The sequence below is a fragment of the Olivibacter sitiensis DSM 17696 genome, from assembly GCF_000427965.1.
GTDB classification, from domain to species: domain Bacteria; phylum Bacteroidota; class Bacteroidia; order Sphingobacteriales; family Sphingobacteriaceae; genus Olivibacter; species Olivibacter sitiensis.
Genome location: NZ_ATZA01000026.1, coordinates 14,272 through 39,563 on the forward strand (window position 1 = coordinate 14,272; position 25,292 = coordinate 39,563).

25 protein-coding genes are annotated in these 25,292 nt (G+C 41.6%); 23 read left to right on the forward strand and 2 right to left on the reverse strand.

Annotated features, from left to right (window positions below; translation table 11 throughout):
* The first annotated feature begins 145 nt into the window (after nucleotides 1-145).
* The 18 genes from A37S_RS0113715 (at nucleotide 146) to A37S_RS0113800 (ending at nucleotide 18,760) form a co-directional block, all read left to right on the forward strand.
* Nucleotides 146-1,126, forward strand: coding sequence for a deoxyhypusine synthase family protein (locus A37S_RS0113715; protein ID WP_028297483.1), 981 nt, complete (start codon nucleotides 146-148; stop codon nucleotides 1,124-1,126).
* 436 nt (nucleotides 1,127-1,562) lie between these two features.
* Nucleotides 1,563-2,822, forward strand: a complete 1,260-nt coding sequence (locus A37S_RS0113720) for a cytochrome c3 family protein (protein ID WP_028297484.1) — start codon at nucleotides 1,563-1,565, stop codon at nucleotides 2,820-2,822.
* 44 nt (nucleotides 2,823-2,866) lie between these two features.
* Nucleotides 2,867-5,887, forward strand: coding sequence for a TAT-variant-translocated molybdopterin oxidoreductase (locus tag A37S_RS0113725; protein ID WP_028297485.1), 3,021 nt, complete (start codon nucleotides 2,867-2,869; stop codon nucleotides 5,885-5,887).
* Between the two features lie 24 nt (nucleotides 5,888-5,911).
* On the forward strand, nucleotides 5,912-7,390 hold the full coding sequence (gene nrfD, locus A37S_RS0113730; RefSeq protein ID WP_028297486.1) for an NrfD/PsrC family molybdoenzyme membrane anchor subunit: 1,479 nt from the start codon (nucleotides 5,912-5,914) through the stop codon (nucleotides 7,388-7,390).
* Nucleotides 7,391-7,395: 5 nt separating this feature from the next.
* Nucleotides 7,396-7,932 carry a DUF3341 domain-containing protein gene (locus A37S_RS0113735; RefSeq protein ID WP_028297487.1) on the forward strand — a complete coding sequence of 179 codons (537 nt, stop codon included), beginning with the start codon at nucleotides 7,396-7,398 and terminating at the stop codon, nucleotides 7,930-7,932.
* On the forward strand, nucleotides 7,916-8,512 hold the full coding sequence (locus A37S_RS0113740; RefSeq protein ID WP_245586384.1) for a c-type cytochrome: 597 nt from the start codon (nucleotides 7,916-7,918) through the stop codon (nucleotides 8,510-8,512). The genes A37S_RS0113735 and A37S_RS0113740 overlap by 17 nt, the downstream gene beginning before the upstream one ends.
* A gap of 24 nt (nucleotides 8,513-8,536) precedes the next feature.
* Complete coding sequence (locus A37S_RS0113745; protein ID WP_028297489.1) at nucleotides 8,537-9,760, forward strand: hypothetical protein; 1,224 nt, start codon at nucleotides 8,537-8,539, stop codon at nucleotides 9,758-9,760.
* 48 nt (nucleotides 9,761-9,808) lie between these two features.
* A complete protein-coding gene (locus A37S_RS0113750; protein ID WP_051293187.1) occupies nucleotides 9,809-11,149 on the forward strand; it encodes a cytochrome c oxidase subunit II in 1,341 nt (446 codons plus the stop codon).
* 20 nt (nucleotides 11,150-11,169) lie between these two features.
* A complete protein-coding gene (locus tag A37S_RS0113755) occupies nucleotides 11,170-13,050 on the forward strand; it encodes a cytochrome c oxidase subunit I (protein WP_028297491.1) in 1,881 nt (626 codons plus the stop codon).
* A 69-nt stretch (nucleotides 13,051-13,119) separates the two neighbouring features.
* Nucleotides 13,120-14,181, forward strand: coding sequence for a COX15/CtaA family protein (locus tag A37S_RS0113760; protein WP_245586385.1), 1,062 nt, complete (start codon nucleotides 13,120-13,122; stop codon nucleotides 14,179-14,181).
* 10 nt (nucleotides 14,182-14,191) lie between these two features.
* Nucleotides 14,192-15,061 (forward strand): heme o synthase, encoded by an 870-nt coding sequence (gene cyoE, locus A37S_RS0113765; protein WP_028297493.1) that lies wholly within the window; start codon nucleotides 14,192-14,194, stop codon nucleotides 15,059-15,061.
* Between the two features lie 2 nt (nucleotides 15,062-15,063).
* On the forward strand, nucleotides 15,064-15,651 hold the full coding sequence (locus A37S_RS0113770) for a cytochrome c oxidase subunit 3 (protein ID WP_245586386.1): 588 nt from the start codon (nucleotides 15,064-15,066) through the stop codon (nucleotides 15,649-15,651).
* Nucleotides 15,652-15,661: 10 nt separating this feature from the next.
* Nucleotides 15,662-16,351: a cytochrome c oxidase subunit 3 gene (locus A37S_RS0113775; protein WP_028297495.1), complete on the forward strand. Its 690-nt coding sequence runs from the start codon at nucleotides 15,662-15,664 to the stop codon at nucleotides 16,349-16,351.
* 23 nt (nucleotides 16,352-16,374) lie between these two features.
* Nucleotides 16,375-16,731 carry a cytochrome C oxidase subunit IV family protein gene (locus tag A37S_RS0113780; protein WP_028297496.1) on the forward strand — a complete coding sequence of 119 codons (357 nt, stop codon included), beginning with the start codon at nucleotides 16,375-16,377 and terminating at the stop codon, nucleotides 16,729-16,731.
* 40 nt (nucleotides 16,732-16,771) lie between these two features.
* Nucleotides 16,772-17,485 carry an SCO family protein gene (locus tag A37S_RS0113785; protein ID WP_036602551.1) on the forward strand — a complete coding sequence of 238 codons (714 nt, stop codon included), beginning with the start codon at nucleotides 16,772-16,774 and terminating at the stop codon, nucleotides 17,483-17,485.
* Entirely contained in the window at nucleotides 17,478-18,005 is a 528-nt protein-coding gene (locus A37S_RS0113790; protein ID WP_028297498.1) for a DUF420 domain-containing protein, read from the forward strand. The genes A37S_RS0113785 and A37S_RS0113790 overlap by 8 nt, the downstream gene beginning before the upstream one ends.
* 128 nt (nucleotides 18,006-18,133) lie before the next feature.
* Nucleotides 18,134-18,316, forward strand: a complete 183-nt coding sequence (locus A37S_RS28005; protein WP_245586387.1) for a hypothetical protein — start codon at nucleotides 18,134-18,136, stop codon at nucleotides 18,314-18,316.
* A gap of 39 nt (nucleotides 18,317-18,355) precedes the next feature.
* Nucleotides 18,356-18,760, forward strand: a complete 405-nt coding sequence (locus A37S_RS0113800; protein WP_028297500.1) for a hypothetical protein — start codon at nucleotides 18,356-18,358, stop codon at nucleotides 18,758-18,760.
* On the opposite strand, the gene A37S_RS0113805 is transcribed toward A37S_RS0113800, so the two are convergent.
* Entirely contained in the window at nucleotides 18,757-19,059 is a 303-nt protein-coding gene (locus A37S_RS0113805; protein WP_028297501.1) for a DUF4286 family protein, read from the reverse strand. The genes A37S_RS0113800 and A37S_RS0113805 overlap by 4 nt on opposite strands.
* Before the next feature lie 102 nt (nucleotides 19,060-19,161).
* Here A37S_RS0113805 and A37S_RS0113810 point away from each other — a divergent pair, with 102 nt between their 5' ends.
* The 5 genes from A37S_RS0113810 (at nucleotide 19,162) to A37S_RS0113830 (ending at nucleotide 24,686) form a co-directional block, all read left to right on the forward strand.
* Nucleotides 19,162-21,063, forward strand: a complete 1,902-nt coding sequence (locus tag A37S_RS0113810; RefSeq protein WP_028297502.1) for a S9 family peptidase — start codon at nucleotides 19,162-19,164, stop codon at nucleotides 21,061-21,063.
* A 13-nt stretch (nucleotides 21,064-21,076) separates the two neighbouring features.
* Nucleotides 21,077-22,753: a sensor histidine kinase gene (locus tag A37S_RS0113815; RefSeq protein WP_028297503.1), complete on the forward strand. Its 1,677-nt coding sequence runs from the start codon at nucleotides 21,077-21,079 to the stop codon at nucleotides 22,751-22,753.
* A gap of 17 nt (nucleotides 22,754-22,770) precedes the next feature.
* Complete coding sequence (locus A37S_RS0113820; RefSeq protein ID WP_028297504.1) at nucleotides 22,771-23,472, forward strand: response regulator transcription factor; 702 nt, start codon at nucleotides 22,771-22,773, stop codon at nucleotides 23,470-23,472.
* Nucleotides 23,473-23,603: 131 nt separating this feature from the next.
* Nucleotides 23,604-24,077 (forward strand): transcription elongation factor GreA, encoded by a 474-nt coding sequence (gene greA / locus A37S_RS0113825; RefSeq protein WP_028297505.1) that lies wholly within the window; start codon nucleotides 23,604-23,606, stop codon nucleotides 24,075-24,077.
* Between the two features lie 198 nt (nucleotides 24,078-24,275).
* A complete protein-coding gene (locus A37S_RS0113830) occupies nucleotides 24,276-24,686 on the forward strand; it encodes an HIT family protein (protein ID WP_028297506.1) in 411 nt (136 codons plus the stop codon).
* Nucleotides 24,687-24,693: 7 nt separating this feature from the next.
* Here A37S_RS0113830 and ruvC read toward each other — a convergent pair whose 3' ends face one another.
* On the reverse strand, nucleotides 24,694-25,281 hold the full coding sequence (gene ruvC / locus A37S_RS0113835; RefSeq protein WP_028297507.1) for a crossover junction endodeoxyribonuclease RuvC: 588 nt from the start codon (nucleotides 25,279-25,281) through the stop codon (nucleotides 24,694-24,696).
* Nucleotides 25,282-25,292 lie beyond the last annotated feature (11 nt).

Consider the following 25,292-nt stretch of genomic DNA (forward strand, 5'->3'; position numbering starts at 1 on the left):
GGTTTTTCAACATAAATTGTAATGATGTTTTCTTTTTACCTCATGCATAAGAGGCTGTTGTGTTCTCATGCAATTGGAATTTTAGCCTCATGGCGAACAATTAAATTCCTATCTTTGCAACTGTTAAATTTTTAACTTAATTGAAATGAGTACAGAAAGAGGGCCGGTTTCCCAATTTATAGAAAAAAACTATTTACATTTCAATGCTGCAGCCCTGATGGATGCGGCTAAAGGCTATGAAGAGCATTTGGCAAATGGTGGTAAAATGATGGTGACCTTGGCCGGGGCCATGAGCACAGCCGAATTGGGCATATCATTGGCCGAAATGATCAGACAGGACAAAATTGCCATTATTAGTTGCACTGGAGCTAACTTGGAAGAGGATATTATGAATTTGGTGGCACATTCGCATTATAAGCGAGTGCCTCATTATAGAGATCTTAGTCCGCAAGAAGAATGGGATTTATTGGAAAATCATTATAATCGAGTGACTGATACCTGTATTCCGGAGGAGGAGGCTTTTCGTCGCTTACAACAGCATATTCATAAGATATGGGCCGATGCCGAAGCGGCAGGTGAACGCTATTTCCCGCATGAATACATGTACAAGATGCTCCTGAGTGGTGTTTTGGAACAATATTATGAAATAGATCCGAAGAATTCTTGGATGCTTGCAGCAGCCGAAAAAAACCTGCCTATTGTAGTTCCTGGATGGGAAGACAGTACCATGGGCAATATTTTTGCCTCCTATGTGATCAAAAATGAGCTAAAGGCCTCCACCGTAAAAAGTGGTATAGAGTATATGGCTTATTTGGCAGATTGGTACGTAAAAGAAAGCGCTAAGCAGTCCATAGGCTTTTTTCAGATAGGTGGCGGTATTGCCGGAGATTTTCCCATTTGCGTGGTGCCCATGCTATACCAGGATATGGAGATGCAGAATATTCCTTTTTGGGGGTATTTCTGTCAGATTTCTGACTCCACCACATCTTATGGTTCCTATTCGGGTGCCGTACCAAATGAAAAGATTACTTGGGGCAAATTGGATATAGACACACCCAAATTTATTGTCGAATCTGATGCCACAATCGTTGCCCCTCTTATTTTTGCGTGGTTGCTCAAGCAATAAGGCGAGCCATTTTATATAGGAAAGCCCATTATCGAATAGACAATGGGTTTTTTTATTGATAGCTAGTGCAAGGCGTGGAGACAGAAAAAATTTGTAAAGTAATGATGCTCCTTGGCAGAGATGAAACACAATACTGCCGTGTTTAATAAATAGATTTTAGAGAAGCAAGTAGGCGGAAACTTATGAGGCAAATTTGCTTCCTGTTTATGATCACTAAACAAAATCCATTTGGAGAAAAAAACACGTTTTAATTTGCTACCAAGCCATTTTTCAGTTCAATTTAGAATGGTTATAAATTGATTTTTAAAGTCACAATATTGTCAGGGATAATGTAATAAATGATACTTTTGTGGACGGAAAAATACAGGTGTGTACCCTACATGTTTGTATTGCTCAAAAGGTTACATTACAAATTAAATAGTATAAAGCTCTCAATATGAGAAACATATCGTTACTTTTTAGAAGTGTTGTCAAGTCCTTAATGTTGATTATGGCCACTGGCCTGACAATAGGAACAGCCAGCGCTCAGGATGTTAAGGAAGGGGAATCGCTGTTTAAGCAAAAGTGTACATCGTGTCACGCCATTAATTCGGATATGGTAGGTCCAGCTCTTAAAGGCGTTAATGACCGTTATAGCGAGGAATGGTTGCTTAAATGGATTAAGAACTCGCAGGCCTTGGTGGCTTCTGGAGACGAGCAGGCTGTGGCTCTCTTTGAAGGACACAATCGAGTGGCTATGACGCCTTTCCCTGACTTGTCCGATGACCAAATCCGTAGTATACTGGCCTATATCGATGATGCTGGCCAGGCCCCTGCCGCATCGGCTACTGCCGAAGGTGGTGCTGCAAACAATAACGATGTGAGCGGCTTCATGTTGGTGGGCTTGGGAATCGTCATTGTAATTGCCTTGCTTGTCATCTTTGCCTTGAACCGTGTGATTCGTACTTTGGAACGAATTATCGTAAATAAAGAGATCGAAATAGTTGATGAAGAGGAGGAGCCTAAAGGACCAACCCTCATGGACAAGGTGAAAGTGCTCTCAAAGAACAAAAGGTTAGTGTTTTTTGCTGTGCTCATGTTGGTCGTTTTCTTAGGTTCTGCTGGATGGAAGACGCTTTGGGATGTAGGTGTGCACCAAGGGTATCAACCTGTACAGCCCATCAAGTTCTCGCATCAGTTGCATGCAGGTATCAACCAAATTGAATGTCAGTATTGTCACTCGGGAGCATTTAAGTCTAAGAATGCCTCTATCCCATCTGCCAACGTATGTATGAACTGCCATAAATATGTGACAGCTAGCGATAAATACAATGGAGAAACTTCTCCAGAGATCCAAAAAATTTATGACGCCTTAGATTGGGATGGTCAAAACTATGGTCCAGATCAAAGGCCTATTCAATGGATCAGAATTCATAATCTTCCAGATTTTGCTTATTTCAACCATTCGCAGCACGTATCAGTGGCTGGCTTGGAATGTCAGAATTGTCATGGACCTATCGAGACAATGGACGAAGTATATCAATTTTCCCCATTGACGATGAAATGGTGCGTGAACTGCCACCGTGAAACAGAAGTGAACCATAAGGATAATGCTTACTATGATAAGCTTGTTGCCGCACATGATAAACTGAAGGAAGGCGACAAGATTACTGCTGCATCATTAGGCGGACTGGAATGTGGTAAGTGCCACTATTAATAGAACTTAGTAAAGAAAATACGCATCTTAGATATATAGCTTAAATGGATAGCAACAAAAAATATTGGAAAGGTTTGGAGGAGTTGCAACAAACACCTGCTTTCGTTGAAAACAGCAAGAGTGAGTTTGCTGAACCCCTTCCTATAGAGAACGTATTAGAAGGACCAGGTCTTGAAAAGAAGACACCGCGTCGCGACTTTTTGAAAAAACTCGGTTTTGGAATTGGTGCAGTCAGTTTGGCTGCCTGTCAGAATACACCTGTTCATAAGTCGATTCCTTATTTGATTAAGCCAGAAGAAGTTACTCCTGGTATCCCTAATTACTATGCCTCCAGTTATAACGGTCAAAGCGTCTTGGTGAAAACAAGAGAAGGAAGACCAATCTTGATCGAGGCTAATCCAGCGGCAAAATTGCTCAACTGTGGTACCGATGCTGCAACACAGGCTTCTGTACTTGATTTATATGATACTAATAAGCTTAAAGATCCTAAAATAGGTGGCAGGGAAACTGGTTGGGCTAAAGTTGACAAGGCAGTCATTGCCGCGTTGGACGAGGCCAATGCATCTGGTAAGCAAATTAGAATCGTTTCATCTACTCTTAATAGTCCAACTGCATTATCGCTCATTGCGCAGTTCACTGCCAAATACCCTACCACGAAATTGGTAGAAATAGATTCTGTGTCTTATGCGGGTATCATTAAGGCAAATCAAAACTCTTTCGGTAAGGCGGTAATCCCACACTATCGTTTTGATAAGGCAGAGGTGATAGTCAGCGTGAGTGCCGATTTCATCGGTACTTGGCTCTCTGGAGAAGAATATACCCAGCAGTTCATCTCAAAAAGGGATTATAAATCCTTGGAAAACGGCAAGATGTCTCGTTTAATCCAATTTGAAAGTGGAATGAGCTTGACTGGTTCGAACGCGGACGCGAGAATTCCTATCAAAGTTTCAGAAGAAGTGCCTGTTTTGATTGCTTTATATAACGCGATAACTGGTAACAATGTAGCTGGAGCAATAGGATCTGATAATGCCAAAGCACAAAAAGTGGTCGCTTTGGCTTCAAAGGAGCTTTTGCAGGCAAAAGGAAAATCCGTCGTAGTTGCAGGTAGCAATAACGTAGCTGTTCAGTCACTCGTTAATGCGATCAACGTGGCGCTAGAGAATTACGGCAATACCATAGATCTCGATAATGCATCTTACCAATACAAAGGTAATGATACAGATTTTGAGTCGTTTTTGAATGAGGCCAAAGCTGGAAATGTTGGCGTAGCATTTTTCTTGAACACCAATCCTGCCTATGACTATTACGACAGTAAGAAATTGGCCGATGCATTGGAAAAGATTAAGACCAAAATTTCATTCTCAGACAGAGAGGACGAAACATCGGTATACATGGACATTTTGGCACCCAATCATAGCTATCTGGAGTCTTGGGGTGATGGTAATGCTTTGACAGGTTATTATACCATTGTTCAGCCAACTATCAATCCTGTTTACAATACCAGGCAATATGAGCAAAGCTTGTTAATCTGGTCAGGATCCGAGCAGGATTATTACGATTATTTGAGGGCTTATTGGGAACAAAATATCCTTGCAGGAACGGGAAGAAGCTGGGATGATATGCTTCAGACGGGCTTTGAGTATAAAGGAGAGGTAGCTGCTCAAGCTTATTCTTTCAATGGGGATATAAACTCCATTGCTCAACAGGCTCTGAGCTTTAGTAAATCCTTTGCTAAGGACGTAGAAGTTCAGCTTTATCAAAGTATTGCCTTAAGAGATGGTAAGCAAGGCAACAACGCACTCTTGCATGAATTGCCCGATCCTATTTCAAAGGTTACCTGGGATAATTATGTAGCCATATCTCCTGCCTATGCCAAGTCATTGGGTATCGTGGAAAATGACGTTCTTAAGGTAACAGGAGAGAATGGCTATACTGTAGAGTTGCCCGTGTTGCTTCAGCCAGGCCAAGCTCAAGGTACTGTATCCATAGCAGTAGGGTATGGCCGTTCCAAGGTAGGAAAAGCAGGCAATAACATCGGCAAAAATGCTTATCCTTTTGCCAAAATTGTAGATGGAGCGCAAGTATTGTATACAACGGCAAAGATTGAGAAAACTGGCGATAGCTATATTTTGGCGCAAACACAGACGCACCATACGATAGAAGGGCGTAATGTAGTCCGCGAAACTAGCTTTAAGGATTATTTGCATGACCCTGCCCACGGAAGTGGCAATCATGGCACTAAACACAAGACATACGATTTGTGGAATAAATACGAGTCGCCAGGACATAAATGGGTATTGGCCATCGATTTGAATGCGTGCACGGGTTGTGGTTCATGTATAGTGGCATGTAACTTGGAAAACAACATTCCTGTAGTGGGTAGAGATGAAGTGAGGCGTAGAAGGGAAATGCACTGGATGCGCGTGGATCGGTATTACAGCTTCAACGTAGAAGGAAATGAGGTTACGAAGGAGAAAGAATTAGCTTCCCTCTCTGGAGAGGATCTGGATGATGTGTCCGTGGTTCACCAACCTATGATGTGTCAGCATTGCGATCATGCCCCTTGTGAAACGGTTTGTCCCGTATTGGCTACTGTACACTCTAACGAAGGGCTTAACCATATGGCCTACAACAGGTGTTTTGGTACACGCTATTGCGCTAATAACTGTCCGTACAAAGTGCGTCGTTTCAACTGGTTCAATTACTGGAATGACTCCAGGTTTGACAACTATTTAAATAATGAGTTTACGCAATTGGTACTAAACCCAGATGTGACCTCACGTACTCGTGGTGTAATGGAGAAGTGCTCTATGTGTATTCAACGTATACAGGCGGGTAAGCTGAAAGCCAAGATGGAAAAGAGGCCACTAAAGGATGGCGATATTGTTATGGCCTGTGGGTCTGCCTGCTCAGCAAATGCCATCATCTTTGGAGATTTGAACGATCCGAATTCTGAAGTATCAAAAGCGTTGAAGAACGAACGTGTTTACTATGTGTTGGAAGAAATCAATGTTCAGCCAAACGTAGGTTATATGACAAAAGTTAGAAATACATTGGAAGCCTAATTGATTAATTGAAATAATAGATATATGTCATCGCACAACGAATCCATAATCAGAGAACCATTAGTGACCGGGCAGAATATTACCTATGCCAAGGTGACAAATGACATTCTCGTACCTGTAGAGAACAAGCCCAATAAAGCCTGGTGGATTGGCTTTACATTGGCTGTGTTGGGAGCATTACTGTGGTTATTCAGCGTAAGCTATACTTTTTGGTTCGGTATAGGGGCTTGGGGTTTGAATAAGACCGTGGGCTGGGCCTGGGATATTACCGACTTCGTTTGGTGGGTAGGTATAGGTCACGCGGGAACCTTGATTTCAGCCGTGCTCCTTCTTTTCCGTCAAAACTGGCGTAATTCCATCAACCGTTCGGCAGAGGCAATGACAATTTTTGCCGTAATTTGTGCGGCTACCTACGTGGTAGCTCACATGGGTCGACCTTGGTTGGCATACTGGATTTTCCCTTTGCCCAATCAATTTGGCTCTCTTTGGGTGAACTTCAATTCTCCCCTGGTATGGGACGCCTTCGCTATCTCGACCTATTTTACGGTTTCATTGGTGTTCTGGTATACAGGATTACTGCCAGATATCGCTACAGTGCGCGATAGAGCTACTGGACTTAGAAGAAGAATTTATTCGATATTTTCCTTTGGTTGGAATGGCTCTGTAAAGACTTGGCAACGATTTGAGATTGTATCTTTGATTTTGGCAGGTATTTCTACCCCTCTGGTACTCTCGGTGCACACGATCGTATCCTTTGACTTTGCCACGTCGGTCATCCCTGGATGGCATACCACCATCTTTCCACCTTATTTTGTGGCTGGTGCTATCTTCTCCGGATTTGCGATGGTACAAACGCTTTTGCTCATCATGCGCAAAGTCTTGAATTTCGAGAACTATATTACCATGTTCCATATTGAATCCATGAATAAGATTATCATGACAACGGGTTCTATTGTGGGAGTTGCATATTTGACCGAGCTATTTATCGCTTGGTATTCAGGTTCTGAATATGAAATGTATGCCTTTGAAAATCGTATTGCTGGTCCTTATTGGTGGGCCTATTGGGCGATGATGACCTGTAATGTGATATCTCCGCAGTTATTTTGGTTCAAGAAAATTCGTACCAGCATCCCTATTTCCTGGGTGTTGTCTATTGTAGTGAATATTGGTATGTGGTTCGAGCGTTTCGTGATTATTGTCACCTCGTTGCACCGTGATTACCTTCCCTCAAGTTGGGCGATGTTCTATCCTACATGGACTGATGTTGGCATATTCGTTGGATCTATTGGATTGTTTTTTACCTTGTTCTTGTTATTCCTTAGAGTATTGCCAGGCATAGCCATTGCGGAAGTGAAGTTATTGCTCAACGGACCAAGCTATCAGCAAAAATTGAAATTGGCGAAGGAAGGACATCAAGATCCGGAACAAGTAGCATTTTTACAAAAGTCCCTAGAGAAATTCGATACGGTTTCTGAAGAGGAAATTAAGGAATTATCAAAATAATAGCGATGAGTAATACGAAATATATTTTGGGCAGTTTTGAACATCCAGATGATTTGATGGATGGCATTGATAAATTGCAAAAGGCGAATATTAGCATATATGATGTCTATACACCTATGCCTATCCACGGTATCGAGGCTAAGTTGGGTGTTCCGCCATCACGCTTGCCTATAGCTGCCTTCATATTTGGGCTTACTGGCACATTGTCAGGTATCAGCTTGCTCTATTATACGCAATATAAGGATTGGCCCATGATCATAGGGGGTAAGCCTGCCGCGGCCTTGCCAGACTGGGTGCCTGTTACGTTTGAATTGACCATTCTGTTTTGTGCTTTGGGGATGGTGGCTACTTATTATTTTAGAAACCATTTATTTCCAGGACGCGCTCCACGTGTAATGGACTTGAGAGCTACAGACGATCGCTTTGTAGTAGCCATCGATGCGAAGGAAAATTCGAATCACGAAGAAATTGAAAGCTTATTAAAAGACGCAGGTGCGGTAGATGTATTGCATAATGAAAGGAAGTATGTTAGCTATGAATAAGACAAAATTGTTTGGGGCTGCATTCGCTGCTGTCGTATTTTCTGCCCTCGTTTCTTCTTGCGGTAATAAGACCACAAGGAGTACCGGTTGGGAATTTTCCAGGAACATGTACGACCCGATTGGCTATAACCCTGATCAACCCAACGATAATTTTTTGAACGGTGCCACGGCTCAGGTTCCGCCTGCCGGAACCACACCTGTAGGATTTATAAGGTTTGATAATTATCCTAATACGCCGGAAGGCTACGAGGCTGCTGGTGCTGAAGTGAAGAATCCTTTGGAAAGGAACGAGGACAATTTGAAGCATGGAGCGATGCTCTACAAATCCTTTTGTTCTCCCTGCCACGGGCCAGAAGGACATGGCGATGGAACTATCGTAAACATGGAGAAGTTTCCGCCACCTCCTTCATATGCTACCGGTACATCATCTCGTGGTGGAGCAATGAAGGACTTATCGGATGGTAAGATATACCATACCATATATTATGGATTAAATTTGATGGGCTCTCATGCTTCCCAGCTCTCTCCAGATGAGAGATGGAAGGTAGTGATGTATGTTCATGAATTGCAAAAGAAATAGTAGTATCAAATATTTATATATCAAATGGGAACTCACGGTCACACTACATATAATTTCGACGAGCGCTTTGAATTTACAGGCAAGGCCAAGACTTTTAGTCTAGTAGCTATTGTCGTAGGTATCATCGCTATCGCTTATGGCTTTATGGTAAATGGTGCCGAACGCACTTTTGCCAACTTGCTGTTGATGGGCTATTATTTCACGGGGGTTTGTGCTGCCAGTGCTTGTTTTATGGCCATCCAATATGTGGCCCAAGCGGGATGGTCTTCAGGACTTATTCGCATACCTCAAGCATTTGCAAGTACTTTGCCTATTGCGGCCATTATTTTGATTGTCATAATTGCCGCAGGTTTATTTACTCACAATCTATACCATCATTGGCATCACGAAGGATTGACGGATCCTGATAGTCCTCATTATGATGCTCTCATTGCTGGAAAATCCGTTTTCTTGAATGCTCCCGCGTTTCTGGCAAGACAAGTGATTTTTCTAGGAACGTATAGTATTCTAGCTCTTACGCTTGCGAAGTTTTCTTATCAAGAAGATTTGAACGGTGGCTTAAGCTCTTATAGGAAAAGTTTCAAGTATTCCGCCCTATTTTTGGTGATTTTTGGTTTCACAACTCCCATCTGGGCATTTGATACGATTATGTCTTTGGAAGCACATTGGTTTTCTACGATGTTCGGCTGGTATAATTTTGCTGCCATGTGGGTGAGTGCTTTGTGTGCAATTACCCTAACAATTATCTTGTTGAAGAGAGCCGGTTATATTTCATGGGTTAATGAGAATCACTTGCATGACTTGGGTAAGTTTATATTCGGTTTTTCCATCTTTTGGACTTACGTATGGTTCGCTCAGTTTATACTCATTTGGTACGCCAATATGCCAGAAGAAACGGTGTATTTTTACAAGAGGTGGGAACCGGAATATAAACCTTGGTTTTGGCTGTCTTTAATTATTAACTTTGTATGTCCATTGCTAGTCCTGGTTGATAGAGACGCAAAGCGTAAGGAAAGTATCATGTTATTTATGTGTATCCTGTTGTTGGCAGGTCACTGGTTAGATTATTATATCATGGTGATGCCTGGAACGGTAGAGGATCATCGCGGTTTCGGCATAACGGAAATCGGGACGGCTATTGGATTTGTTGGTCTTTGTGCCTTCTTGATGTTGTCGAAATTGGCCAAGCATCCATTGGCACCGAAAAACCATCCTTTTATTGAGGAGAGTTTGCACCATCAGATTTAATTGGTGGTTTTTTTAAGAATGAGAATGACGAATAACTGTATTATAAAAATGAGATTAAACAGATATATTAATTGTAAGGTGCTGTTTTCAGCTCTTGTAGCAGTTAGCTTGCTTTGGCAAAACCCAGCATTGGCGCAAGATACTACAGCAGTGGATACGGCAGCAAGTGAGGGAATTATTTCAAGTTCTGAACTGCAAGAGCAAAATGATTCCACAGGCGCGGCCGCTACTACTACTGGAAACGCGGTGGCTTCTGAAGTCCCCGCAGGAACTACTGCTGCGGCTCAGTCGCAAGATGCTGCCAATGCGGAAGCAGAGGGCATTCCTGCTCAAGTATATAACAACTTTTTCTATTATGTACTTTTATTCGTACTTCTATGTGTTGCTGTAGGTGTTATAGGAAAGATTTTACGTGTGTACGATCTTTCTCGCAATATTCAGGGAAAGCGTGAAGGAATCAACTGGAATAAAGTCCATGCGGTGCTATTCCTTATTAGCTTAATCTTGGGGATGTACGGCGCTTATTGGTCGTATGTACACCACGGAGGTATCGCCTTTAAATGGGCAGCTTCAGAACACGGGGCACTATTGGACAATATGTTTGTGACCACCACTGTTATCACCACCATAGTTTTCGTGTTAACTCAGGCGCTTTTGATGATCTTTTCTTTTGTTTATCGCTATAACCCAAAAAGAAAGGCATTTTATTATCCACATAATAACTTTATCGAAAAATTGTGGACTATCACGCCAGCAGTTGTCTTAACTGTCCTGGTGCTATTCGGCTTCTTTACATGGAGAAGCATTACCAATGTACCTGAAGATGTAGTTGAAAGCTCTATTCAGATAGAAGTAACTGGCGAGCAGTTTGCCTGGACTGTAAGGTATGCTGGAGAGGACAATAAACTGGGTAATCATCATTTTAAATTGATCAATCCTAGTAATCTTTTGGGACTTGATTATTCAGATAAAGCAAGTCACGATGACTTGTTGTCGTCAGACATTGTAATTCCTGTTAACAAGCCCGTTCATTTTACGATTAATTCCAAAGATATTTTGCATAGTTTCCTTATACCCGAGATGCGTGTACAGATAAATGCAGTACCTGGGATGGCCACTCATTTTCAAATGACACCAACGGTCACTACACGTGAGATGAGGAATAAACGCAATAATCCCGATTTTGATTATGTCATGCTTTGCAATAAGATTTGCGGTAGTGGGCATTATAACATGCAGAAGAAGGTCATTGTAGTCTCTCAACAGGAATATGAGGATTATGTAGCAGGACTCAATCCTTTTTTCGATGAAACTGCACAAAAGGCGTTTCAGGCTGCACAGTCAAATTCGGATAGTAAGGATATTCAGCAAGTGGCGTTTAATAAATAATAAAGAATTACAACGAGTTTATGTCAACTATAACAATTCCACATTCGGCAGATCATCATGGTCATGAACACCATCATGAAACATTTTTGACTAAATATATTTTTAGTCAAGATCACAAGATGATTGCAAAGCAATTTCTTATAACAGGGATTATCATGGCTTTTTTCGCCATGTTTCTATCTATCCTTTTTCGTATACAATTGGCCTGGCCTGATACGGATTTCCCAATATTGGAAGCTTTTTTAGGTAAATGGGCCGAAGGAGGACGTATCAAACCCGATTTCTTCCTTTCTTTGGTAACCATCCATGGGACTATAATGGTGTTCTTTGTGCTCACTGCGGGCCTTAGCGGAACTTTTAGTAACTTGCTTATTCCACTGCAATTGGGAGCTAGAGATATGGCATCTCCGTTTATGAATATGCTATCCTACTGGTTTTTCTTCACTGCTTGTATAGTGATGATATCTTCCTTTTTCGTCGAAAGTGGACCTGCCTCCGCTGGTTGGACCATCTACCCTCCGCTTTCGGCACTTCCCCAGGCTATTCCTGGATCAGGAACGGGTATGACTCTTTGGTTGGTTAGTATGACCCTGTTCATAGCCTCGCAGGTAGTTGGGGGGATTAACTATATCAGTACGGTTCTTAATATGCGTACCAAAGGTATGAGCCTTTGGAGAATGCCCCTTACTATTTGGGCTTTGTTTCTTACCGCCATTGTCGGTTTATTATCCTTCCCTGTTTTGGTCTCAGCGGTCGTTCTTCTAGTATTTGACCGTGGCATGGGAACTAGTTTTTATTTGTCTGATATTTATATAGCTGGACAGGCATTGCCCAACGAGGGTGGTAGCCCTATCTTATTCCAGCATCTTTTCTGGTTCTTGGGACACCCAGAGGTATATATCGTGTTGATGCCAGCATTGGGACTTACCTCTGAGGTGATCGCCACTAATGCGCGTAAGCCGATCTTTGGTTATCATGCGATGGTATATTCTTTGGTGGGAATTACGGTGCTCTCTTTCATTGTATGGGGTCACCATATGTTCGTCACGGGGATGAATCCTTTCTTGGGAGGTGTCTTTATGATAACGACGTTAATCATTGCCGTGCCATCGGCAGTAAAAACATTTAACTATTTGGCTACACTTTGGAGAGGTAACCTGAGATTTACTCCCGCCATGCTTTTTGCGATCGGTTTGGTCTCTTTCTTCATCACTGGCGGATTGACTGGTATTTTCTTGGGTAACTCTGCGTTGGATATATCCTTGCACGATACGTATTTCGTTGTGGCTCACTTCCACCTTGTAATGGGATCTGCTTCGATTTGCGGTATGCTATGTGGTGTGTACCACTGGTTCCCCAAGATGTTTGGTCGTATGATGGACGATAAATTAGGCTATTTGCATTTTTGGTTCACTTTCGTGGGAGCTTACTTAGTGTTCTTCCCAATGCACTTTATGGGTATAGATGGTGTACCTCGTAGGTATTATTCGTTTACTAGTTTCCCTTTCATGCAAGAATGGTTGTCAGTGAACGTGTTTGTAACTTGGGCAGCTATTATAGCAGGCTTAGGTCAGGTTGCGTTTTTGTTTAACTTTTTCTATTCGATATTTTTCGGAAAAAAAGCTACCCAAAACCCTTGGCAGGCCAATACATTGGAATGGACAACTCCTGTAGAACATCTGCATGGCAATTGGCCAGGTGAAATACCTACGGTTTACCGCTGGCCTTATGACTACAGTAAGCCAGGACATGACACAGACTTTATTCCGCAAACGGTACCTTTCTCGGCTACCATGTCCTCTAATCTGCCACATGATTTTGATGGTGATACGACCGCTGAAAAGATTCAGCGCGATTGGGATAAAGAGCATGGGATAGAGCGTAGTGAATATAGTCATTAGTGATTGTTAGATTCAAGGTAACTGTACGGCAAAGCCTTGCAGTTGCTTTTTTTTATATAGAATGTTGTTGTGAGTATCTATTTGCCGGCAGAGAAGAGGTTTATATTGGTCAATCGTTTGGCGATTTTATCCCTCTTGTTGGTGATTGTGGCAGGTGGAGTGGTGAGAAGTACCGGCTCTGGTATGGGATGCCCAGACTGGCCAAAGTGTTTCAATCAATATATTCCACCAACAGATAAGTCTCAATTGCCGGAAGGCTATGAGCAAACGTACATTGACAGTCGGGCAAAAAAGAACGAGCGTTTCTCGAAATTGCTAGAAGCAATTGGCTTCAAAGATTTGGCAGACAGAATTCGAAATGATAAGAGCATACTTATACATGAGGAGTTCAATGCCGCCAAGACCTGGACCGAGTATGTTAATCGTTTGATTGGAGTAATAACAGGTGTCTTCCTGCTACTTTGTGTGGTTTTTTCTTGGATTTACGTAAAGACCCATACAAGGATATTTGTGTGTAGTGTGATAAACCTTTTTGTTGTCTTCCTACAGGCGTGGTTGGGCGCGATTGTCGTATCTACCAATTTAATGCCTTGGGTGATAACGGTTCATATGTTGCTCGCTTTGCTTATTTTGTGCATAAGTATATATACGTACTTTCATGCAAGGGTGCACCGCGAGAGCAAGTTGCTGCTCAATTTGGATAGTAATTACGTAAGATGGATTTGTATGCTCGCGTTATCCCTTTCTGTTGTTCAAATTGTAATTGGCACAGATGTGAGAGAGCAAATAGACATGATAGCCATCAACGAACAGAACAGGTCGATTTGGACTACCATGCTCGACCATATGTTCAATTGGCATAGGTATTTGGCTGTCGCTGTAGTCCTCGTAAACATGGCGTTCTTTTTCATTGTGCGTTCGCGGTATGCACATGCGAGCGAGCAAAGTAGATGGGTAAACTTTGCAATGGCATTAGTGCTATTGCAGTTATTAAGTGGTTTTGTGTTGGTGTATTTCGGTTTTCCGGCTTATATGCAAACGGTGCATTTGGTTATTGCATGTGTTTTGTTTGCAGTTCAGTTCTATTTACTCCTACTGACGGGTAAAACGAGGCAGTACATAGGACAATAATGGGTAAAAGGTGAAGGATTTTATAAATGATTTAAAACAGCTGGTCAAAATACGATTAACGTTGACAGTTGTTTTCTCAGCCTCTATTTCCTTCCTCATCGGAAGTAAATGGCAGGGGGATATCAATTGGATCAATTGGGCCATGTTGACGATCGGGGGCTTTTTAGTGACAGGCTCTGCCAATGGCTTTAACGAGATAATTGAAAAAGACCTTGATAAGTTGATGGTTAGGACAGCAAGCAGGCCTCTTCCGTCTGGCAGAATGACTACTGGACAAGCTTTGGTATTGAGCTTGCTTATGGGGCTGTTTGGTACATTGCTTTTATTGAGGTTGAATTTCCTAACAGGAGTATTGTCTGTTTTTTCCATCTTGTTGTATGCTTTTGTGTATACACCGATGAAAAGGATATCGCCGATAGCGGTATTTATCGGTGCTTTTCCGGGCGCGCTTCCGCCGCTCATTGGATATTTTGCCGCGTTTGAGCAGCCTTTTATCAACGAAATACCTTTGGTGCTTTTTGCTGTTCAGTTCGTTTGGCAATTTCCACATTTTTGGAGTATCGCTTGGGTAGTAGATGAAGATTATAGAAGAGCCGGTTTTCGTTTATTGCCTACGACGAAGCGGGATACAGTAAGTGCCTGGTTTGTGTTGATCACAGCGCTTTTGCTAATTCCTACCGCACTTTTGCCTTATATATTGGGGTTTGCGGGTTTGGTGTATGCTGTATTTGTAGTAGTGCTTTGTGCTGTATTTGCGTGGTTTGCTTTCGTTTTGGTGTTAAAACAGGATATTCCTTCCGCAAGGAAAGTGATGTTCACTTCGTTTTTTATATTGCCTGTACTGCAACTCGTGATGTTGTTTGATTTTGTAAGAATATGATAATGGTTCATCCAAATAGTGAAAGTGATAAAGAGTACATGTCTCGGTTGAAAGCTAAAAAGTTTTCCATGTATGTGTTTCTTGTTGTGACTTTTATGATTTTTGCAGCTTGGTCAAGTGGTTTTATAGTTTACAGCGCTGGCAGTCCAGATAGAGGGTTGAAAACCTTGTTGCCTACAACTTTCATCTATAGCACCTTGGTCATTGTAATCAGTAGCCTCTTTATGCACTTGGCTTACAAGGCATCGTTGGCGGCCAACTTTATGAAGCAGCGTCTATATTTGATTGTGACAATCGCTTTGGGTTGTGCGTTTCTGGTTTTGCAATACCTTGCTTGGATGCACTTGGCCACTAGTGGCGTAGTATTTATTAATAACAATGCGTCCCAATCATTTATCTATGTATTTGTTTGGGCACACCAGCTTCACATTCTAGCTGCAGTGATCGTGCTGCTGAATGCCTTGTTCAAAATTGACCCGAAGAAGGCTTTGATTAAGAATACCTTTAGAATGGAACTTGCCTCTATCTTTTGGCATTTTCTGGATATTCTATGGATATATATATATGTTTTCTTACTTTTGAATCAATAAAACTAATTAAATGAGTACGACTGTATCCCAATTGGACAAAGTAAAGACAGGCGCTTGGAGTGGTGGTAAATCTCCTTTTGCCTTAGAGTACGGAAAGATCATGATGTGGTTCTTCCTGGTCTCAGATGCCTTTACCTTTTCGGCATTTTTGGTTTATTATGGCGCGCAGCGCTTTGCGCATGTGACGTGGCCGTTAGCCGATGAAGTATTTCAATCCATCCCTTTCATAACTGATGAGGGTGCGCCGCTTGTTTTCGTAGGTATCATGACCTTTATACTTATCATGAGCTCGGTAACCATGGTGCTGGCAGTGGATGCAGGACACCGTAAAGCGAAGAATGAAGTAGTGGGATGGATGATAGCAACTATCATCGGTGGTCTGATGTTTTTGGGATGCCAGGCATTGGAGTGGTCTCACTTGCATCATGAAGGTTACTGGTTTGCCAGCATTCCCGATCACTATGAAGGAATAGAACGGGTAGGAGCCTTGCAGTTTGCCAATTTGTTTTTCACCATTACGGGGTTTCACGGTTTTCACGTGACCACCGGTGTGCTTATCAATATCATTATCCTTTGCATGACCTTGGCCAACGTATTTGAAAGGCGGGGTACCTATTTGATGGTAGAAAAAGTTGGCCTATACTGGCACTTTGTGGATTTGGTATGGGTATTCGTATTTACTTTCTTTTATTTAGTTTAAGCAATTTATAAAAATATACAGTTATGAGTTCTGAAAATACACACCACGAAGAGCATGGAGAACATGAAACAATGAATAAGAAGACCATTTGGCGTGTTTTCTTCTATTTGTTAGCACTTACTTGCTTGGAGTTTTTTATCGCTTTGGTTCTTGTGGAAAAGGGCTTTTTGCAAAGAGGACTTTTTGTAAATATCGTATATATAGGCCTTACCTTAGTCAAAGCCTATTACATCGTCTCCTATTTTATGCACCTTAAGTTTGAGAAGACTGCTTTCATCATTACGACAACGGTGGGCTTTATCTTTATAGCCTATTTTATTGTCCTCTTATTGGTGGAAGGAAACTATTTGCAGCTTCATTTGAACCATCAGATCAATTAGACTGATTGGTTTTCGCTCATAGCCAAGAGGATTTAGTTTGATGGAGAGACGGCAGAAGTTTTCTGTAAAAAAAATACTGATCCTGGTAATCATTTTGGCATTACCAGGATTTTGTTATTATTTGCTACAGGATAAGGGAAAGAACAGCTACAAGCCGTTGCCAAAATATGGAAAAAAGGAACTAGCGGGTACTTTTCATACAAAAAGAGGCAAAGAAATACCCGACACGGTGTTTCACACTGTAGATAGTTTCCGTATGAATAGCTTGCCAGACGGGGCAAATTACCTGTTTTCGCTGGACTCAGGTGTTTGTGTAGTTGGGTTCTTCTCTTTGGAAAACAGAAGTCTGGCAGATAAGATGAACGGTGTCATCAAAATGCTTGCCTCCCGTTTCATCAAAAATGGGATGGTTAGCTTTGTTTCCATTGATATAGATTCTGAGCGTGACCGCCCAGAAAATCTGTTACGATATAGGTCGGGATTGGATTATCGGGGCGAGCATTGGGTATGGTTGTATGGCTGGAACTCGGAAGCGATCACCTCTCTAGCCCAAAATCAATTTTTGGTGGATGTATTGCCCAACGGAGAAGATGGATTTATAGAAAGTCCCAATTTGGTATTACTCGACAGCCACCAGCGGATAAGGGGCTTCTATGACGTCACATCGACAAAGGAGGTCGATCGCCTATTTGATGAGATTAAATTATTGCTTACGGAAGAAATTAGGAATATTAGCGTAAATAAAGATGAGTGACAAAACAGTATTCCGCTTGGTATGGGCGGTGTCGATATTTGTATTTGCCGTAGTAGTGCTTCTGCAAAGTAAAATTGTAAGCTGGGATTTTCCCATATGGGTGACCAGCTTGCCCTTGGTAAATGCTTTTATAAACGGGACATGTAGCATTTTGCTTATGACCTCTTTTTATTTTATTAAATATAAACATGACGTAAAGGTCCACAAGATGCTGAACATTGTCACCTTCTTGTTGAGTTCCCTTTTTTTAGTATGTTATATTATCTTTCATTCCGCGGTACCACAGCAAGTTTATGGTGGAGTCGGATTTGTAAGGCCGGTTTATTTTTTTATATTAATTACCCATATTGTTTTGGCAGCATTAGTGCTTCCGCTTATTTTATTCAGTTTTTACAGTGGGCTGAAAATGAATGTGGCAAAACATCGTAAATTAGTGAGATGGAGTTATCCGATTTGGCTCTATGTAACAGTTACGGGGGTAATCGTATATTTGATGATGGCACCTTATTATAATTTTTAAAGGAAAGGGCTGTAATGATAGTGAAGCATAGCGATAAGTTTAGGATTCTCGTGCGAGTATTTACTGTATTAGTGATAGTTTCAGTTTTAATAAGCATCGGAACAGAATACGCTGGGGCACAATGTTCTATGTGTACCTTGAATGCAGAGCAATCTGTACAAGGCGAGAATACGCAGGGAAAAGGACTTAATAATGGCATTTTGTTTTTATTGGCAATGCCTTATATTGCTGTAGCTGTTCTGGGATATCTGTGGTATAAAAAGTACCGGAAAGAAAAGACGGAAGAGGAAAATCCCATTAGACTGCATTAATACCCCGAGCTGCATCTGTTCCATGAAGAAAAGCTCATTATGCGAAGAGGTAAGTTTAGGGCCATGCTGGAATGCAGGTGCCCTCAATGTAGAATTGGAAGGGTATTCACTGGAAGCGCTTATAGCTTTCATAAGCAACGGACAAACGAAGTATGTGCTTATTGCGGACTGCAATTTGAAATAGAACCCGGCTATTTTTATGCTGCCATGTACGTAAGCTATGCCATGAGCGTAGCAGAAGTAGTAGGTGGAGGTGCTTTAATATATTTTCTTACGCGGAGTGAATCACCGACTTTATATGCCATCGCCCTTTTTGTGATTATTATAGCAAGTTCCCCAATTAATTACCGCTATTCTAGATTGATTTTGCTGTATTACCTGACACCTAGGCTGAAATATGATTCAAAATATCAAGATTTGTATGAACAAAGGCACCAAGATTAAGCGATGACTTCCATTAGGCTGTCAAAAAGAAATAGCTTGCCTAGATGTTCTACCTGCATTTTATGCTGCAATAGGGGTAATTGAATGTCTCTAAAGTGCGAAAAAGAAGACTCATTCTGGGCATGCAACTGGAGGGTGTATGTTTGGCCTTCATTGGGGGAGTCCAAAATCTTGATTATTTTAACTGCATCAACATTGTTACCCTTTTTTATGGAAGGCATATAATCATTGATGAGCCAATTGAGGAATTCCTCTGATATGCTGTTGTCTACTAAACAAGTAATATTTAAGATGAACATAGGGCTAAAATAAGGAAAATATCCTAATTGTTACTATCGGGCTTTTGCCACATCAAGGATGTTTCATTAGTTTTATCCGAAAGATTGAAAACGGAAGATTGGATGAATTTGAGGAAGAAAATAGGTTTTATGTGTGGCCTTATCATTATGGCGCTACAGACGGCCTGTTTGCGGCATAGCGAGGAGAAGGTGATTCCTTTAGAAGAGTTTTTCAAGCGACCGGAAAAAAGCAATTTTCAGGTGTCGCCCAACGGGACGTTCATTTCCTTTTTGCAAGACTACAAGGGCAAGCAGAATATTTATGTTATGGGGGCAGACGACCAAGAAGCTATCCGCATCACGGATATTTTGGACAAGGATGTTCAGAATTGCTTTTGGGCCAATGGAGAAGAACTTGTCTTTTACAAGCAACGCTTAGCAATGGATAGCCTGGAGGTATTTGTCGTCAACCGGATAACTAAGCAAGTGCGAACATTAATAGAGTCTTCGGATGTCCGGCTGCGTTGGCTTCCCACAAGTAAGCCTATTGAAGGCTATCTCTATCTCGCCATAAATAAAAGGGACAAATCCGTCTTCGATGCCTATCGATTGGATCTACGTAGTAGTAAGCTAGAGCTGATAGCAAAAAACCCTGGAAACGTGAGCAAATGGTTTTTGGATAACAAGGGGAATGTGCGGCTAGCCATTGAAAGTGATGGCGTGAACGAAACCCTTCTTTATAGAAAGAGCAACGATAGTCAGTTTAAAAAGCTGTTTACCAATAGTTTCCATACCACCATAAAACCGCTGTCTTTCGTAGGCTCAGAGCCTGACCATATCTATGCATTTTCCAATCTCAGTAGGGATAAGACCTCACTGGTGGAGATAGATCTGACAAATGGCAAGGAGATTAACGAAATTTTCGGTCATCCCGATGTGGATATTTCGGAAGCAGGGTTCTCGAAAAAAAATGGAGAGCTATTATATGCATCCTATGATCTGGAAAAACCGAAACGGAAGACTTTTTCTAGCAGAATGTCTTCCATATTGGAAGATATAGAGCGCAAGTTGGAAAACTCACCAATCAAGATTGTCGATCAAGATACTGCCGATATGAAGTTTGTAGTTCGTTCGTTTTCGGATAGTGATCCCGGCAGCTATTACTTTTATGATGCTGGTAACAAGGCCTTGCGGAAACTAGCCGACGTAAACACCAGCCTTTCAAAGCAAAAGCTCAGCAAAATGGAGCCTTTTCGGTACAAAACTAGGGATGGCCTACAGATTGATGCCTATTTAACCTTACCAAGAGGGAAGGGAAGACAGAACCTACCTGTGGTAGTCATACCACACAATGGACCAGCCGGGAGAAATGTATGGGGCTACAATAGCGAGGTTCAGTTTTTAGCCAGTAGGGGGTATGCCGTATTCCAGATGAATTACAGGGGCTCTACGGGATTTGGCAAAAAGTTCTGGTCGGCGGGATTCCTGGAATGGGGTGGGAAAATACAAAATGATATTGAAGACGGAGTGCGCACATTGATCGAGCAGAAAATTGCAGATCCCAAACGTATCGCCATATATGGATTTAGTTTTGGAGGATACTCTGCATTATATGGTGCTTGTTTTCATGGCGACCTATATGCTGCGGCTGTCTCGTACTCGGGTATTACCAACCTGTTTACCTACCTCAAGGAAATACCGCCCTACTTTAAACATTTTTTACAGATGTATTATGAGATTATTGGCGATCCTGTGGAAGACGCTTCCTATTTTAAGGAGGCATCGCCTATATTCCATGCCAGTCAAATCAATATACCGGTTTTCATTGCCCAAGGAGGAAAAGACGAAAGGAGCAATGTGAATGAAACAAACCAATTTGTACGGGAATTGAAAGCGAGAAATGCCCCCATTACCTATATGCTGCGAGAAGAAGAAGGACATTTTTTCAACAAAGAACAAAATAGGATAGCTTTCTATAGTAAGTTGGAAGATTTCCTTTATAAGACGGTTTACACTAGAAAATAGAGGTAATAAGGCGATGTCTAAGTCTATCAATTATCATTACAAAAAGAACTTTTTGTTGCTTAGCACCTTTATCGGTCTCGCCCTGATTACCATGGTGCTGGGATTGGTGGTTGCCTACAGATTTGTGCAAAATGCGGTAGAAAACGAATTTGTTAGTAAAAAAGCAGATGTGTTGGATCGTAATCTTCAGGAATACAATGATTTATTCTCTAACCGGATTCCGGAGATTTCGTTTTATCAGGGATATTTGGACTCTGCTGGTGCAAAAGCATATTGCGATAGTGTCTTAGCTAAATATCGTTTCGTGCGGCGTATTGTCTTTTATGATATTCAGATAGGATCCGTATCAAGAAAAGAACAATCGTTGAGCGGCCCCCGTTTGGATATGAGGCTTAAGGCTGTTTACCAATTTGGAGAAAACGTATCGGCCAGGGGTAGGGTTTTATACAAGCAAGGACAGCATAATAAGTTGGATCTCGAGACCGCCGACGTGCTCAACAATATGTCCGCAAGGTTTTCGGCTTTCACAAGGAGAGCGGATACTTCTCGCAGCATCAACAACGATGAAATTAATGAAGTGTTCTACAGTATAGTGCCTGGCAGGATCACATTCCTGAACATTCCCAGACGTGAGGAGGTTATCGTTTATAAAAATATGATATCTGGAGATGCCGATTTGGTATCGTCTTATTATGAACAGGATCTGTTTTCGTACTACATAGACCCCAAACGCCTGCCCTTGGTTAATAATCACCACGAACTGTATGAAAAGATTGAGATAAAGCCGCTTTTTTACGAGTCATTGGATACAGATCCTTCTTTGCTTACCACAGAGAGTGCCTTGCCAGGGGCTTTGGCCGCATACAAATTGTATTATTCTGCCAACAAGGAATACCTCTCTGGCGAAATCAATAGGAGGTTTGGCCCAATAGCCTTGTCCATATGCCTCTTGTTTGTTATTTTGGGTTCACTGGCAGTGTTAATTTACCGCAATCTCAATTTCAACCACAGGCTTTTTCAGCTTCAATATGATTTTGTAAATAATTTGAGCCATGAGTTTAAGACCCCGGTAAGTGTGATCAAAATAGCGGGTAACAACATTGCTAGCTCCAAAGAGCTCACGGAAAGAGCAAGACAGCACTATGGACGTATATTGGGGGAAGAAGCAGACAAGCTGAACAATTTGTTGAATACTCTTTTGTCATTTACCCAAATTGAGAATAAGTCTATAAAATTAAAGCTGGAAAGAATAGATCTGGAGGAATTCTGTTATGCATTGGTAGATTCGTACAAGATAAAGTACCCCGATTTTCAGATTTCTTACAGTATTGAAGACGTGAAATACTTTGTGTCTGATAGGGTATTGCTGGGGAGTGTATTTCAAAACCTTATAGACAATGCCTATAAATATTCCAGACCTGATAACAAAAAACTTGATATCGTGATTTTTAGAAATAAAAGACAATTATTTTTTAAGTTTGTGGATGAAGGCATTGGTATACCTTCCGATGAACTCAACAATATCTTTGAAAAGTTTTATAGGGTAAAGAGCCAGTACAACCAGCAAGGCAGCGTGGGAATTGGTTTGGCATTTTGTAGAGAGCTAATACAGTTTATGAATGGGAACATAACGGTCAAAAGCCGCCTTGGAGAAGGATCCGTTTTTATGGTGGAACTACCCTATTCTTAGAAAAAAATAATGAAAAGATGCAAAAGCAAGTAAAAATACTGATTGTAGAAGATGATGAGAACCTGCGATTCCTGATAGGAGATAGGCTGCAATCTGAAGGTTATGAGGTGATAGAGACAGGCAACGGCGATGAGGCGGAAAAGATTATCTTGGAGCAGAAGCCATACATCGTGCTTTTGGACTGGATGCTGCCTGGAACACAAGGAAGCGAGGTTTGTGCATCTGTAAGAAAGGCTGGGTTCAGCAACCTCATCATTATGATGACCGCCAAGTCTCAAGACATAGATAAAATCGAAGCCTATTCCTTCGGTGTTTCCGATTATATTACCAAGCCTTTCAATATGGACGTATTGATTGCGCTGTTGGAAAGCAAGGTGAAATATTACAATTCCAATGGCAATGACACATTGGTTTTCGGTGATATACAACATCATCCAAATATTCATACCTTGACAAAAGGAGACAAGAAAATAGAACTTACCATATTGGAAAATAGGATATTGTTGTACTTTCTACAGCACGTCGGGAAGGTTATCGGAAGAGATGAATTGATGCAGGTGGTATGGGGCTATAGCAGTAACGTGAATACGCGCACGCTAGATATGCATATCGTTCGTTTGAGGAAAAAAATAGAAAATAATCCAGATAAGCCCTTATTCCTTCAAACTGTGAGGGGACTTGGGTATAAGTTTGTGGATGAACGGAATAGCCAAGATTAGTTTTTGAAATTTTTTATTTTCAAAAAAAGGACGTAACTTCGTCGTATATGACAAGACCATATCTGCGGATAGCAGATATGGTCTTGTCTATTTTTTTAACTTAGAAATTAATTAAAAAAGGATAATTTATTATGGCAGAAGTAACGTATTATACTCAAGAAGGACTTGATAAACTGAAAGAGGAGCTTCAATACCTGAAAACAGAAGGTAGGGCAGGCATAGCGAGGGCTATTGCTGAAGCGAGAGACAAGGGTGACTTATCTGAAAATGCAGAGTATGATGCAGCAAAGGAAGCTCAAGGCTTACATGAAGCAAAAATTGCCAAATTGGAATCTGTTCTTGCCTCTGCTCGATTGATAGACGAATCGAAGCTCGACACTTCGAAAGTGTTGGCTCTTTCCATCGTTAAGCTAAAAAATGTAAAAAATGGAGCTATTATGTCTTATCAATTGGTCTCGGAGACGGAGGCGGACCTGAAGGCGGGGAAAATCTCCGTGAAATCGCCCATTGCTCAGGGGCTGCTCGGGAAATCTGTGGGAGAAAAGGCAACGATAGATGTCCCCGCGGGGAAAATAGAGCTAGAAATATTGGAGATTTCTAGGTAGATATATGAACGGCTATGGACGGTTTGCCATAGCCGTTCATAGTTTAGTAGAAGTGCGGCTTGCCTATTACATCCGCTTTTTTATGTAAGATATTGAAATATTATTCTAATTTTACCCTAATAGTTCCGTCTTTTGGCTCAGAAGTAGAGAAAGGGAATGCAATAGCTTTTCGTAAACATATCAATTAACAAAAGAACTATGTCCACTATTTTTTCGAAGATTGTTTCAGGTGATATTCCTGCCCACAAAGTGGCAGAGTCCAATGATTTTTTAGCCTTTTTAGATATAAGCCCACTTACCGAAGGACACGTGCTGGTGATCCCTAAGAAGGAAGTCGACTATATATTCGATATGGACGACGTGAGTTATATGGGCTTATGGACCTTTGCCAAAATTGTTGCCCTAGGTCTAAAAAAGGCATTCCCCTGCAAAAAGGTAGGAGTGGCCGTAGTAGGGCTGGAAGTTCCGCACGTACATATCCATTTGGTACCCCTCAACGAAATAGGAGACATGAATTTTTCCAAGGAAAAATTGAAGTTGAGTCATGAGAAACTGAGTATCCATGCCGAAAAAATTAGGAAAGCTTTGGAAGAAGTGACTAGCCATTGATCCAATGCTAAGCAATACGGTTCACGTTGTCTTTGACAAATGCCGACCAGTCTGAGTAGCCTTTTTTTGCTTTTTTTTGCTTGCCACTTGTGGTGATGGCAATTTGTCCAAATTGAAAAGCATGGCATACCGCTACGGCCAGCCCGTCCGTGGCATCCAAAAACTGGGGGGATTCTTCAAATCGCAGCAGTTGTTTCAACATGGCCGCCACTTTTTCCTTGGTGGCATTGCCATTGCCCGTAACCGATTGCTTGATTTTTCTGGGAGCATATTCGGCGATGGGGATGTTTTTTGCTAGAGCTGCTGCCATAGCGACTCCTTGTGCCCTTCCCAACTTTAATATTACCTGTACATTCTTGCCGTAAAAAGGATCTTCCAATGCCATGCAATCTGGATGATACTGCTCAATGAGCGCACTTGTTTTTTCAAAGATACGTTGTAACTTCAATGCATGATCGCTCAAATGGGCCAGTCGTATTACGCCCATACTAAGTAGCGAAAGGTTCTTTCCGCGCTCCTTTATAATGCCATAACCCAATATTTGGGTGCCTGGGTCAATTCCTAAAATGATGCGTTCCTGCTCTGGAGTTGCCATATTACAATAGT

Coding starts and splice junctions, on each gene's coding strand:
- A37S_RS0113715 (WP_028297483.1), top strand. CDS start 146: ATGAGTACAGAAAGAGGGCCGGTTTCCCAATTTATAGAAAAAAACTAT.
- A37S_RS0113720 (WP_028297484.1), top strand. CDS start 1,563: ATGAGAAACATATCGTTACTTTTTAGAAGTGTTGTCAAGTCCTTAATG.
- A37S_RS0113725 (WP_028297485.1), top strand. CDS start 2,867: ATGGATAGCAACAAAAAATATTGGAAAGGTTTGGAGGAGTTGCAACAA.
- nrfD (WP_028297486.1), top strand. CDS start 5,912: ATGTCATCGCACAACGAATCCATAATCAGAGAACCATTAGTGACCGGG.
- A37S_RS0113735 (WP_028297487.1), top strand. CDS start 7,396: ATGAGTAATACGAAATATATTTTGGGCAGTTTTGAACATCCAGATGAT.
- A37S_RS0113740 (WP_245586384.1), top strand. CDS start 7,916: ATGTTAGCTATGAATAAGACAAAATTGTTTGGGGCTGCATTCGCTGCT.
- A37S_RS0113745 (WP_028297489.1), top strand. CDS start 8,537: ATGGGAACTCACGGTCACACTACATATAATTTCGACGAGCGCTTTGAA.
- A37S_RS0113750 (WP_051293187.1), top strand. CDS start 9,809: ATGAGATTAAACAGATATATTAATTGTAAGGTGCTGTTTTCAGCTCTT.
- A37S_RS0113755 (WP_028297491.1), top strand. CDS start 11,170: ATGTCAACTATAACAATTCCACATTCGGCAGATCATCATGGTCATGAA.
- A37S_RS0113770 (WP_245586386.1), top strand. CDS start 15,064: ATGGTTCATCCAAATAGTGAAAGTGATAAAGAGTACATGTCTCGGTTG.
- A37S_RS0113775 (WP_028297495.1), top strand. CDS start 15,662: ATGAGTACGACTGTATCCCAATTGGACAAAGTAAAGACAGGCGCTTGG.
- A37S_RS0113780 (WP_028297496.1), top strand. CDS start 16,375: ATGAGTTCTGAAAATACACACCACGAAGAGCATGGAGAACATGAAACA.
- A37S_RS0113785 (WP_036602551.1), top strand. CDS start 16,772: ATGGAGAGACGGCAGAAGTTTTCTGTAAAAAAAATACTGATCCTGGTA.
- A37S_RS0113790 (WP_028297498.1), top strand. CDS start 17,478: ATGAGTGACAAAACAGTATTCCGCTTGGTATGGGCGGTGTCGATATTT.
- A37S_RS28005 (WP_245586387.1), top strand. CDS start 18,134: ATGTGTACCTTGAATGCAGAGCAATCTGTACAAGGCGAGAATACGCAG.
- A37S_RS0113800 (WP_028297500.1), top strand. CDS start 18,356: ATGCGAAGAGGTAAGTTTAGGGCCATGCTGGAATGCAGGTGCCCTCAA.
- A37S_RS0113805 (WP_028297501.1), bottom strand. CDS start 19,059: ATGTTCATCTTAAATATTACTTGTTTAGTAGACAACAGCATATCAGAG.
- A37S_RS0113810 (WP_028297502.1), top strand. CDS start 19,162: ATGAATTTGAGGAAGAAAATAGGTTTTATGTGTGGCCTTATCATTATG.
- A37S_RS0113815 (WP_028297503.1), top strand. CDS start 21,077: ATGTCTAAGTCTATCAATTATCATTACAAAAAGAACTTTTTGTTGCTT.
- A37S_RS0113820 (WP_028297504.1), top strand. CDS start 22,771: ATGCAAAAGCAAGTAAAAATACTGATTGTAGAAGATGATGAGAACCTG.
- greA (WP_028297505.1), top strand. CDS start 23,604: ATGGCAGAAGTAACGTATTATACTCAAGAAGGACTTGATAAACTGAAA.
- A37S_RS0113830 (WP_028297506.1), top strand. CDS start 24,276: ATGTCCACTATTTTTTCGAAGATTGTTTCAGGTGATATTCCTGCCCAC.
- ruvC (WP_028297507.1), bottom strand. CDS start 25,281: ATGGCAACTCCAGAGCAGGAACGCATCATTTTAGGAATTGACCCAGGC.